This window comes from Vibrio sp. Vb1166 (assembly GCF_033338695.1).
Classification (GTDB): Bacteria; Pseudomonadota; Gammaproteobacteria; order Enterobacterales; family Vibrionaceae; genus Vibrio; species Vibrio alginolyticus.
Window position 1 is genome coordinate 55,518 of record NZ_JAWOTE010000022.1, and the last position, 13,304, is coordinate 68,821.

The following is a 13,304-nucleotide window of genomic DNA, read 5'->3' on the forward strand; positions in this document are numbered from 1 at the left end:
TAGGATAAAATGAACGAAACAGATCTTGTAGAGTGTTTGGTCTAGCGAGTTTTGGGGCATTTTCGTGTTTCATGCCCCGTCAGCACACTGTTGGACATTTCTGAGTTAGCGATGTTGCTAAATTAGCAATCAATGAATGAGTTTAAGTATGGAAAAATCGCTTAACTCAGTGCCCAGTACTTAAAGGTACAGATCAACAGCTTGTTATAACTTTCTAACAAACAGCTCTGAGTTCTTCTTCAATTTTCGGTCTAACTTTATGCCAACCTCTCCTTCATTACAGGTATCTACTCCCTTACCATTAACTTGCAAGGATTCGACTTTAGCTCTTGAATAATCTCCTTGTTTTCTTACGATCAAGGTGTCGCCTACAGCTAGAGTTATATCATTTAAATTTACGATAGCAACTTGACCGTTCATGAAGAGTTCTTGAGGAACACCAATAGATACTAGGTCTGTAGGCTCTAGAGTAATTAGCCCTGTTTTAAAAAGTGATTCTCTAACATCTGATTTTTGCAAAATCCCGTCTTCAATCAGGAAATATGCTTTATAAAGATCGTATGTGGTTAAAAGCCCTCGCTTATCGTGGCCTGCATCTTTGACTTGATTCTCGGTAAACGGGGGGTTGGATCTCGATTTTGGTGGCATGTATCGCTGGTGATTGACAATATATAGTCCGAACACATCAAATTTTCCTCGTTGCTCGGCGCGTCTATACCTAATCTTGCTAATTTGAGAGCAGTCTTTGTCTGTCGATGTACCTCCAATGCCTTTAATCTCGATGACTAAAAACCGATCCCCACAATCAACCTGAATATCCTCTTCAAGAATATCTGGATTTGTATCGTCAAAGTTAACTACCGACTCAAACTCCAACCACTTGAGATAATGTTCAATCGACGATACTAATGCATCACCAGTTTCAGAAATTAAATCTGTCAGAAACTTGAACTCACTCTTTAATTTGAGCAGAGAGTTCTCGTTTTCAGTAATATCTTTGACGTATTTTTCCTCTATATCGGCCTTTTCTTGCAATAACTCGCTCTCTCCAGGCAACAAATAGTCCCCACTTTCTAACCAGCCGAATTCACCATGAAATGGGAATATATCTGGCATTATTTCTGGTAGGTATGTCTTAAGGAGACTAGCAACAAAGCTTCCTTTGTTCTCAATGTCTGGGAAGACTAATACCAGTGACTCGTTTTGGAAATGCGCGTAACTTACAATTTCATCTCTTTCATTAAGTAACAGTGGTATAAAATTACGGTCTTTCTGGTACTTTCCGTCCTCCCAAACATCAGGGTGGTTAAACACACTTCGGTACTCAATTCCATCTAAGTGTTGATTAAACAGCGGAGATAGTTTTGAGCCTTTTTCTGGGAGGGCAACCTTACGGCCATGTCGGTTTTTAGAGCCAGAAAAGCCTTTATAGAATGTATGGTTAGAATATGACTCTCGGCGTGTAATACTAGCCTCGTATGCTGTTATTTCTACAAATTGGTATTCAGAAGAAATTGCACTCCCGCAAAATGCGATCACTATTGCCTTCTTCCATGCCAGCTCATTTATTTCATCAGAAACGATATTAATGGATAATGGCCTAGGGTCGAAAACTTGTTCGGGGTATATGCTAAGCAAGGCATGAGCTTTGTTTCCAGTTGTATTTTTTAGGCTATGCAGGCTAGCATCAAAATCTTCTGATTTCTCAACAGTCAGATCCAACATAACGATGTCAAATTCATGTAGATTGCTAGGATAGTCATGGTGCAGCTTCAGGAGTTTTTCTTCATGACGTTTGTTCGCAACTTTCACAGTTGAACCGAAACTAGCAGTTACATAGTTAAACCTTAAGTTTTCCAGTTCTTTTTCTACATCTTCCTCGAAATCAAAAAGGCATATCATGGGATGTTTGTGGGGTTCTTCCACAACTACGGCAGTCACTTCTTCTATGGACTCATCCTTGCTTTTTGATTTGTGTATTTTGAACATTACCACTCCTACTGATGTGAATTCTGACTCGCTGATTTCTTTGAGATATGACGCTTTTTAGACAGAATCTTTCTGCTTTTGCTTTCGGACTATCTTGCTACTATCACGTATGCAACTCAAGCAATATAAGCACGTTATGTGATTGTTGGCCTTGCATGACGGAAAGAGTCCACCTGAAACTCTTACGCTGTACAATTAGGTTTAGTAAGGCAAAAAGAGATGAACAACATATGAATAAGTTTTTAGTCTAAGTAGAAACGGGGCAGAAAGATGGTTCAATCAATCGGATTTAATCGAGAGGCCATTGGAATACAGATATGTTTAGTTTAGTGCAGACTTACTGCACAACAGTTGCTGGGCTGTCTACCCCATACTTAGCCCGATAAAGCATCTAGATCTTTCTGCATTGCCGTCCTGAGGCTTTGTAGTTCTTCCAGATACTCTGACACTACCATTCCATCTTTTAATTTAGATTCAAGTTCATCTAGCCCCCTATCGAAAGCTTCATATGCCATTCTTTGACGAACTCTATTTTCAACACCATCGACATCTACCAATTCCGCAAATGCGAGATCAATATAATGATCAAGGCTATCCAAACTCTTATGGTTAGTATATTGCTGGACTTTCTTCTTAAATATACTACCATCAAGTAGAGCGAGCTTTAATTCTGACTTGTTTGAAGCATTAAATTCCTTTATCAAAGAAATAAACAATTTAGTTATAAATCTATGTCTAAACATTTGAGCACAGGCTTTTTCTTCAATCCCAGCCGCTCTTCTCAAATTTCCCACTTCATCGCTTAAATATTTTGCTGTTAATTTTATGCCTGTTTTTACACTTATAAAAACAAATCCATGATCATTTGACTCTCCAATCGTATCTTCGATTAACTTGCTTCTGTGTATTTCTATATATTTAATTAATGCTCTTAAGTCTTGATGTAAGATTGGTATAAATCTATATCCAGAGTCGTTTTTTTTCGTTATTAATTTAAGCATGGGGTTCTTCATTTCCTCAGCTTTTAAAACATCTTCAACTTTCAACTCTACAAGCTCCGCAACTCTTCCTCCAGTTGATTCAAGACCTCTTAATAAAGCTTCTCTACGCCTAATTAGTGCTTTATCTGACGTTACATTGATAATTGCAGAACGTAATGCATCAATCGATGCTTTTGAGATTGGTTTTCTTTTTTTCAGAGGACTAGGTGTATCAAATGAGCAATGCCACCATACTTCTTGTTTAACTATAGTTTTACCCTTCCTGACATTTCTGACCCTTTTGCTCGCCAATATCCTAGCTGGTAAAAATGTTGAGTCATCATTCTCCTTCGCTATAAAATCAAGAAAATCAAGCCAACGCCTAGCGTTTGAAATTAAAGTATTACTGACTCTTTTGGGCGTTAAAGAGTTGGTTTTCTCATCTCTTTGAATCTGCATGAGTTCAGAAAAATGATCGGAAGTTAAGTCAATAAAATCTACTTTATGCTCATAGCAATATCTAACTAATGCACTTATTGAAGATGCATATTGCTTAACTGTACCTTCCGATTTTCTTTCAGATACTTTTATTAAATACTTATTTGCAGCAACGCAGGCCTTCCCACTTGGTAATGTCATAAAAGGGAAATTTTTGATCACTTTTACTACAGGTTGTAAATCCCTTCCAACAAAATGGATGTTCCGATACTCTGGTATAATTTGCCACAACTGAACTTTAGACATAGACACCTCTAAATTTCAGAAACATTATTTTCCTTATCACTATCTTCAGGAAAAATATCTAATAGAGATAATGTCGAATTTAACTTTTTAACTGCATTTTTAGCTCGATGTTCCCTAAGTTTTTGGTCATCTATTTTAGAAATAGATAGGATTTCAGATTTAGCTCTATCGATTATCTGAATCCATACCAAATGCTCTTCTTTGTACAAATCGACCAAATTATCCCTTGATTTCAATGCATTATATAGACCTTGTTTAGTTCTTCTGTTCTCTTTTTTTTCTACACTTGGAGATGTGTTCAAGGTTTCTAATGCACTGATCCTCAAACGATTTATATACTGATAACCTTCAGAAAATAATATTTTTGCTTGTCTCTTTTGAGTATTAATTGAAGAAGGTGATACTTCTAACCTTTCCCCATTAATAACAATATGGCCTTCAAATCTAGCCAGACCGCCTTGGGACTCTAAAGATTTAATGAGATATGTAGATTCATGATATTTCTCTGGTTCTTTAATGATATCTTTTAAAATCAATTCAATATTTTTTAACGAATTAACTTTTTTCTCTGATAGCTTATTCATCATTTTCACCAACTATTTTAACTAATAGTTTATGCTTTTTCCCTTCAAAATCAGTTATAAACTCATAATCAAATATAATCGATCCTTTTGATGCTTGGTAATTTATATAATCTTCAAGCTCCTCTGAATCAAGTAACTCCACATTATTTACATTGTATTTTTGACATATATATGACTTGAGCTTTGGAAAGCTATCAATGTGTTCTGAAACATACTGAACCTCCACATCACGTAACACCTCACCTGTAACTGACTCTGTAATATAACGGTGGAGATGTTCTATATCTGTCTGCCCTAAAAACCAACGTAAAACATCTAGCCCCTGTTGGGATTCACCTGAAGACCATACGTAAAGTTGAACGAAAAATCGTCTTAGTTGATGCGGACGTAGATAATATCGCAGTCCATCTACTACTTCTGTTTCAAAATAGTCACAAGCCTTATCCATCGCTTGATATAAAGAATTATAAAAATTTGCCTCAGAAATTCTGACAGGATTAATATACGGATAGGAGAAAATATGAGGGATACTAGATAAGTATCCACAATCAATTAGTACTTTTTGGATTCGCTCCAAATTTTCAAGCATAGAAATACATAGCTCATCCATTGGGCGAGCAATTTTATCCCGTAATCCTCCTAAATTTTGAGTCGCTTTTTCTCTATCAAATATCACATAACGATTTTTTTTATCAAATGCACTACCATGCTTGATGGATAGATATTCACCAACTCTCCTTGCGGCTAAAGCTCCAAATATAATGGCCACTAGCCCAAAGTATACCGATATTAAATCAATTAAACTTTTGTTCTCCCTCAACTCTTTCGCAGTCCACCTCTGACCTCTTCCGAATTGATTACAACCTAGCTCTTTTATTTTAGGATGAATGCAAGTTATGAACTCTCTATCCGATATGAACTCTCTGAGCCGAGTTCTATCTTCTGAAGAACTTTTACTAAGTGCTTTATCATAATCTCGACTAGCTACTAGCCTAACCACACTATCGTATGATGAGACTAACTCTTCACCGTAATTTAAATGAAAATCGATGCATTTCTCGATCATATTAAATACAATAGGAAATGGAATACTTTTAAACCTTCCTGAGTTCTTAACTTTAACACGAGAAAAATCCACACAATCAATTATATTATCTTCAGGTACGTAGATTCCATTCTTTCTAAAGTCATGGCTAGATAACAACTTTAATGATTGCCAAGCAGAACGAAAATTAATAAAAGCCGTTTTAGATATTAACTCATCTTCTGGGGTATCTTGAACATTAATCCTTCTATACTCAATATGATATGGCGATTTATCAACTAGATGAAAAGCTTCAACCCAATCTCCCGATTTACTAATCTTCCCTCCCCAAATGGTTTTTGAACCAAGCAACTCCCTTCCTAACTTTGACACTTTTAAAACATATTTATAATCGGCGCTAGTTTTTGTATCTTCTCTAAAAAAGTCGTTAGATAGTAACCAACTTCTCATAATAGATAAATTATCTACATATTTACTATCAATCAAATCAAATGCATAAGAATTTTTACCAGTAAGTAAATCATAGCTAATATCAGACCTATCGGCACTATTATTACGAATAGAATTTACAGCATTAAAATAAATATATGACAACGCTCTATCTTTAAAGTTGTATATGGTCTCATATGTATCTTTTGAGGAAGATAAAATCGAGAACAATTGTATCACATCATCTTCAGATAATATTCTTAAACCATATTCTGATATTTTAATATATCCATCTCTTAGAATGAAATAATCAATTATTTTACAGATGTAAGGAAGTTTATCTCTTGTAGTTATTGGGGATGGCTTTACAATTAGCTTCCCGCTACTATTAGTAGATAGGTATGCTATTATCCACATCTTAAACGTATTTAGCAATGAACCATGACTTTCGCTAGTTAGCAACTCTCCATTGGGTAATGTGATATTAAAGTCTACTTCCGTGACAAACTTTCCTGTTGAAGTAGAAGTGTCAAACCGCCAAATATTTTCTATAAATTCGCTTTTAAGGTAAGGATGTTTCTTGAACCGCTCAACACCTGATTCAAAAATATTATTAAGAAAACCCAAGTCATCATGTAAATTCATGTCAAGCCCTTAACTATTTTTCCATCTCTTTCTCTGCCGTGTCTAAGTAGCTTTTTAGAAGAACATCATCTGAGTTTCTTATATCTTCCATTATAAGTTCACTAAGGCTGAGATAATAACTATCTTTGATAGATAACTTGTCGTCTTCAATAGTCCCATTTTGAATCGCTAAAAGAACCTTTAAAACTTCAACATTTATACCGACAAGAACTTTACCTTTCGCATCGTTTTCTGCAAAATCTTTACTATCACTTTTTTCAATTTTTAAGGAATGATTGAATAAAAACCTCTCAAGCTCTTTTATATTATTAAAGCAAGACGCCTTAAGAAGGTTTTTATTATCTTTCATTGCTTCACAAATAATTCCCTTTTGAAATATTCGAATCCAACGAGATTGAAAATACTTCAATATTGGGTCGGGTAAATAATGAGAAAGCAAGTCTTGTCTATATTTGTCATGCCCTAGATTTTTAGCCATTAATGATACATCTTTATCTTTCAAATAGCCTACAACAGCACATGATGCTCTAAACCTAGTTAAAGTAAGGTTTTTATTTAGATTATTCAGAGCCTCTTCACTTTTATTGGCATGTGCATTTTTTAGCTGTTCGAATCGAGATTTAATATATTTTTCAGATAATGAAGTAGAACCACTCACACATGGTCTTGGATGAAAAAATGCTTGACCAGTATTAATAAATAATTTTCTATAGTTATCATCCCCTTTCTTCTTTAAATATTCTCTTGGTCTAGAGGTGATAACCAATAGCTTTTCAACTAGCTCTTTTGAAACAGAATTTAATTTGATGGTTTGTTCAGCTTTGCGTCCATTTTTACGTAATTTATATCCCTGAAGATAATAATTATTATCAAGCTTATAAAATCCAACTCTATGCCCGTTCTTATCATATAAATCAAGGTTGTATAAGAAGCTATCCGTTATATCATTGTGTTCTTTTATCAGGAGTATTGATATTGGAATTTCGAAATACGATGTCGGCATTCCAAAACTTTCAGCCAATGATGTTTTACTACTATAAACCTTACGAATATTTCCATTAGAATCTATCAATCTTTCATAGCAATTAAGTCGATATTTGACGCGAAATTCATCTCTGGATAACTCAATATCCTCAAATTTAAACTTATGATTGTTATCTGAATATCTTGCCCATAAATCATTGAATTGATTTTTAGCCCAATTTATTACAATGTTATAATCATCTTCTATATCATCGAATATAGATTCTATAGCCTCATCATCAGTCAAATAAATCGGGACATCAGTAAGCAATTTTTCTTTAACCTGAATTATTTCCCCTGTAGGCGCATCTTTTATTTTCTTTATCTTTGCTTCTGAACCTGTCTTATACTCTGTAGGTATATATGTAATATCTATATTAGGTCTAGCAAAGAAGCCTGTTTCAAATAAAGTGTAGAAAAGAGCTGGAGAACCGTCATTCCAACGTTTCTTCGTTGTCATAAGGCAATTACCAGATTCTACATTTTTTTTAAAAAAATGAGCACAGAATCCACGCCAAATATCATCTGAAACATCCGAATTACTTTTTAAATCAAAATAATTTAAACCTTCGACTGAAGATAGATATAAAAAATATGCTGAAAATAAGGGGAGATGATTCTCTAATGCTTTAAATCCACCTAAAACACTGTTCGTATATTTTTCTAGTTGTCTAGCGGCATCAGCGCCTTCATTTTTCCATATATAAGTAAGATCTAGGAACCTCTCTTTACCACTTTTAGATTTTATTACCCACCAACTATAATAGTCCGCTTTATCACTATCTATAGTGGGCAAATCAACAGCGTCAAACGGTATATATATATCAATTAATCGCTTTTTCTTATGATAATCACCAATGCCAAATTTTGATGACAAAAATCTTAAGCATTTTCGTGAAAAATTGAGATATCCATCGAAGGTTGCAGGGCTTACATCGACCAAAATCCCATCTTTAATGCTCTTAAGAAATCGCCCAAGAAAGTCGGTAACATGCCCTAATTTTATCGATGTTTCACTTACACGGTCATCAAACACATCGGAATAGACGTACATTAATTTTGCATAAAAAACAATCGATGATTTACCATTGTTTAGCTGTTCGATGAGAGGGGAAAGAGTCTGAAGAAGAACATGGTCAGACTCCTCAATGTTCAAAAAGAGGAGTTTGTTTTTATTATGGACAATTGTCCGTTTTGATAGCTGCTCCATTTGCACCACAATGTCCTATAATTTCAATCCTATAGAACAATATAGACAACATTGGGAAAAAGGCAAAAACTCCATAGACACGGCCCATGTCGTCTTCACCTTTACGGTATGGGTTATTCAACCAGGCATCATTTAGGTTGGCATTGGCATCCCAGGTTTTCGTGCCCAGCTTACGAAAATCTTCCGCATTATCGTAACCACGAATATACCCTAATAGTTCTGCAACGGCCGCTTTCCAAAAACTTTTACGTGTGGTGACCAACGGAAATTGATTGTTCGCAACATCGCAGGTTAAATCCGCGTTGATTACGGTCAGGCAGCGCTTGCCTGTACGCTCATTTTCAACCCAAACACCTTGGTCAACGATGCGTTGACACAAATCTAAATACTGTTTCACACCAATACCTTACTTCGTCTTTTGTGGTAATTCGTCTTTGTAATGACCACGTTTGTATGCCCAAACCATCATGAGGACACCGATAACCACCATTGGCAGGGATAAAATCTGTCCCATGGAAATAAAGCCACCGAATAAACCCAAATGAGCGTCTGGTTCGCGCACGTATTCTACTAGGAAACGGAAGGTTCCGTAACCCGCAAGAAAGAGTCCTGAAACAGAACCTAGAGGACGAGGTTTCTTGATGAACCAATTCAAAATGAAGAAAAGGACGATACCTTCAAGCGCCATTTCATAAAGTTGCGATGGATGACGTGGCAGTGGACCGCCATTTGGGAAAACGATCGCCCAAGGCACATCCGTTACTCGGCCCCACAACTCGCTGTTCATGAAGTTACCTAAACGCCCCATACCCAAACCAAATGGCACAAGCGGCGCGATAAAGTCAGCAACACCGAAGAAAGTTCGCCCGTTTTTGTGTGCATACCAGAACATCGCGGTAATCACACCCAGTAAGCCCCCGTGGAAAGACATACCACCGGTCCACACTTTAAATAGATACAAAGGGTCAGCCAGGAAGAGCTCAAAATTGTAGAAAAGCACGTAGCCTACACGGCCACCAATCACCACGCCAAGGAAGCCTGCGAACAACAAATCAGAAACCTGCTCTCGTGTCCAACCACTTCCAGGCTTATCCGCACGTCGGTTAGCTAACCATAGAGCAAACATAAAGCCCACAAGGTACATCAAACCGTACCAACGAACCGAAACAGGACCAATAGAGATTAAAACCGGATCAATATTGGGAAATTCAATATATCCCTGAGACATAAATCATTCTCTTCTTATCACAACAAAATAAATATACCCAAGTAACCTCTAGATGCTTGGTTCAGCGAGAATGACTTGGGTGCAAACTTAGAGCAGCATGGTCGCTGCAACAAACATTAAGAACACCGCGAATATCTTTTTTAATACCGCAGTTGGAAGGTTAGTTGCCAGCTTCGCACCCACTTTTGTTGTGAGCATCGAGGCCATAGCAATCGCTAATAAAGCGGGAAGATAAACATAGCCAATACTGTATGAAGGTAAGCCTTCCACTTTATAGCCATGTAAGATGAAGCCGATCATACCAGAAATAGCAATCACGCAACCACAAACGGAGGATGAGCCCACCGCTTTACGCATCTCTATCCCATGTTTATTTAAAAATGGTACCGACAGTGAGCCACCACCAATACCAGCAAGGCTTGATACGACACCAATTCCCGTGCCGTAAACTACAGTCACAGGGCTGCTCGGCATAGGTTTACTGCTCGTAACTTTAATGGAACGAAACATTTGTACTGACAGGCAAAGAACAATGACACCAAACACTTTCGGCAAATAGTGTGTAGGGATCCACTCAGCAATATTGGCACCAACAAAGCCACCAATGACCACACCAGGCATCAACCATTTTACGACAAACATATCGACATTGCCGAGCTTAAGGTGATTCATCGCCGATGAGCCAGACGTGACAATAATACTCGCTAACGAAGTGGCTAAGGCCATGTGCATACTCATTTCTGGAGAGATCCCAGCAAGAGGAAGCAAATACAACAAGGCAGGAACAACAATCAAACCACCACCGATACCGAGTAACCCCGCCATCACACCCACAAAAGCGCCTAGCGCCAACAATAACAAAAATAAAGAGACGGTCACGATTTCCTACTTTTTACCTGCACGGATAAAGCCCGCAAAGCCCTGTTGAATGAAGAAGTCATGCATCATTTGATGAATGTCCTCCCCATAGGACTTTGTCATTGCTTGCTCCGCTAATTTTTCTAATTCTTCTTGTTGACTATGACGAATCAAATATTTCACCTTAGCCACGTTGGAGGTGTTCATACTCAAACTGGTATACCCTAACCCAAGTAAGAGAAGAGCGCCAAATGGATCACCCGCTAGCTCACCACAAATACACACGGGCACCTGATATTTATCACACACCTCATGGATTTGCTTAAGCGCTAACAGTACCGCAGGATGCATAGATTCATAGACATCCGCTACGCGCGAATTGTTCCTATCTACCGCTAATAAATACTGAGTTAAATCGTTTGTCCCGACAGAAACAAAATCAACACGGTGAGCAATCGTTGGCAACAGATACACCATCGATGGTACTTCAATCATGACCCCAATTTGTGGGAATTGAATTCTATCATCAAGCAAAACGGCTTCGCTGTGAGCTTGATTAATCAAGCTAATGGCATCGTCTAGCTCTTTTACCCCTGACACCATTGGCAATAAGATACTTAAGTTTCCGCTTTCTGCACTCGCTCTTAACATTGCACGCAGCTGGATCAAGAAAATGTCTGGATGATCCAATGTAAAACGAATGCCACGCCAGCCTAGAAACGGATTATCTTCTTCGATGGGCAAATACGGCAAAGGTTTGTCACCACCAATATCCAAAGTACGCATCACTACTCGTTGATTCGGATAGCTGTTAAGTATTGCTTGGTATTGATGATACTGCTCATCTTCCGAAGGAAAGTGATGCTGAAGTAAAAATGCAATCTCAGTTCGGTACAACCCAACACCATCAACACCTGTGTTGATGGCAATATTACTGTCTGCACTGAGTCCCGCATTCAGCATAATTTCGATATGGTGATTATCTTGCGTAACCGCAGGGAGTGCGAGGTCCTTGTTTACCATGGCAAACAGTTCAGACTCTTCGCTTACTAAGCTGCGATACTCTCGCAACAACTGGCGGTTTGGCTCTAAGAAGATCTCACCCGTATAGCCGTCGACTATCCCGAGTTTGCCATTCACCACATCCGGATTAATGTTGGCGCCCATGACTGCAGGGACCCCAAGAGCTCGAGATAAAATGGCAGCGTGAGAGTTTGCGCCTCCCTCTAATGATACGACGGCTAACAAAAACTCTTTAGGTACAGAAGCGAGCAAGGTGGCAGTGAGTTCGTTCGCCACCAAAATAATGGGACGATCAATTGCAGAATTTTCTTGCTCACTGTTGTGCAGAAAATAGAGCAGCCTTTGCCCTAACTCTCGGATATCTTGCGCTCTTTCACGCATGTATACATCCGACATTCTTGCAAATCGATTCGAGTATGACTCTACAACTTGGCGTAACGCCCAGTCTGCCCTATCTCCTTTTTCAATCTGCTTCTTCAAATCACCGCGAAGCATCGGATCATTCAGTAAGTGAGTAAACAGATCGAAGATCGCCAGCGCATCTTTGTTGATTTCACTGTCCAGCTTTTTCCGCATACGGCGAAAGTCATTTAACGCTCGCTCTATGGCCACCAGTAATGTCTCGTGCTCGCGTTCCTTATCTAACGTGGACGAAGGGAAAACATCCGATAAACTCGGCTGGGTATTGTCGAACCAAAACTCTCCAATCGCGACACCAGTAGACGCAGGCAAACCTTTTAATACCGTGGGTTTAGATGCTAACTGCCAATGCCCAAGATTCTGCGCATGTGCAATGAGCACCGCTAACTGAGCGGATAAGGTAACAAGAAACGATTCTTCCATTTCACTAAACAAGCGCGGCGTTTTTTGTTGGATCACCAACACACCTAAAACTTGTTTACGATGAATGATTGGAGTAGCTAAAAAAGAGTGGTAAATCTGTTCGCCGAGTTGAGGAAAGAATTTGAACTCGGGGTGTTTTGAGGCTTCGGCAAGGTTAAGGGGTTCAGCGCTTCGTTTTACCAACCCAACCAAGCCTTCATTGAAGTTGATATGAATACTATCACCTTCAAAAATAAGGCCTTGAGTTGCCATTAACTCAAGGCGCTGCATTTCTTCATTAGCAAGATAGATAGTACAGCACTCAGTACTAAGGGCAGCACAAGTCTCTTTCACCAATATATCGAGTGCCAGATGCACATCATCGACCCTGGAGACTTTCTCAACTATTTCCCTTAGCTGACTGAGCATGATTATCCTCTACGTTGCTTTTTTCTTTTCCCTTTCGCTTTTCTCTCTCGAAAAGGCATGGCTAAGGATGCAAATTCTTTCATCGCTCGTCGATAAACATCTCGCTTGAAAGAAACAACTTGCCTAACTGGATACCAGTAACTTACCCAGCGCCAACCATCAAATTCAGGGGATTTTCCGCGTTGCATATTAATGCGAGACTCATCGCATTCTAATCTCAGCAGAAACCATTTCTGTTTTTGGCCGATACAAACAGGCTTGGAGTCCCAACGCACCAATCGCTTTGGTAGCTTAT

Annotated in this window: 8 protein-coding genes and 2 pseudogenes; all 10 read right to left on the reverse strand. The window is 38.4% G+C overall.

All coding sequences use genetic code 11. From position 1 onward, the window contains the following. Positions 1 to 204: 204 nt before the first annotated feature. Positions 205 to 1,989, reverse strand: a complete 1,785-nt coding sequence (locus tag R7E51_RS18770; protein ID WP_020196718.1) for a hypothetical protein — start codon at positions 1,987 to 1,989, stop codon at positions 205 to 207. A gap of 374 nt (positions 1,990 to 2,363) precedes the next feature. Continuing rightward, the gene (locus tag R7E51_RS18775; protein WP_020196719.1) at positions 2,364 to 3,713 is read right to left on the reverse strand and encodes a tyrosine-type recombinase/integrase; all 1,350 of its coding nucleotides are present in this window, start codon (positions 3,711 to 3,713) and stop codon (positions 2,364 to 2,366) included. 8 nt (positions 3,714 to 3,721) lie between these two features. Next, positions 3,722 to 4,297, reverse strand: coding sequence for a hypothetical protein (locus tag R7E51_RS18780; protein ID WP_020196720.1), 576 nt, complete (start codon positions 4,295 to 4,297; stop codon positions 3,722 to 3,724). Then, on the reverse strand, positions 4,290 to 6,416 hold the full coding sequence (locus R7E51_RS18785; protein WP_020196721.1) for a site-specific integrase: 2,127 nt from the start codon (positions 6,414 to 6,416) through the stop codon (positions 4,290 to 4,292). Before R7E51_RS18785 ends, R7E51_RS18780 begins: the two co-directional genes overlap by 8 nt. Before the next feature lie 13 nt (positions 6,417 to 6,429). Beyond that, positions 6,430 to 8,649, reverse strand: a complete 2,220-nt coding sequence (locus R7E51_RS18790) for a hypothetical protein (RefSeq protein ID WP_020196722.1) — start codon at positions 8,647 to 8,649, stop codon at positions 6,430 to 6,432. A 67-nt stretch (positions 8,650 to 8,716) separates the two neighbouring features. After that, positions 8,717 to 9,046 (reverse strand): annotated as a pseudogene (locus R7E51_RS18795) (thymidylate synthase); the annotation flags it as partial. Between the two features lie 9 nt (positions 9,047 to 9,055). Continuing rightward, entirely contained in the window at positions 9,056 to 9,877 is an 822-nt protein-coding gene (gene lgt / locus R7E51_RS18800) for a prolipoprotein diacylglyceryl transferase (RefSeq protein ID WP_005381948.1), read from the reverse strand. An 87-nt stretch (positions 9,878 to 9,964) separates the two neighbouring features. Further along, positions 9,965 to 10,756 (reverse strand): sulfite exporter TauE/SafE family protein, encoded by a 792-nt coding sequence (locus R7E51_RS18805; RefSeq protein ID WP_005385965.1) that lies wholly within the window; start codon positions 10,754 to 10,756, stop codon positions 9,965 to 9,967. 6 nt (positions 10,757 to 10,762) lie between these two features. Then, the gene (gene ptsP / locus R7E51_RS18810; protein ID WP_005385966.1) at positions 10,763 to 13,009 is read right to left on the reverse strand and encodes a phosphoenolpyruvate--protein phosphotransferase; all 2,247 of its coding nucleotides are present in this window, start codon (positions 13,007 to 13,009) and stop codon (positions 10,763 to 10,765) included. Between the two features lie 2 nt (positions 13,010 to 13,011). Next, positions 13,012 to 13,304, reverse strand: a pseudogene (locus tag R7E51_RS18815) (RNA pyrophosphohydrolase); the annotation flags it as partial.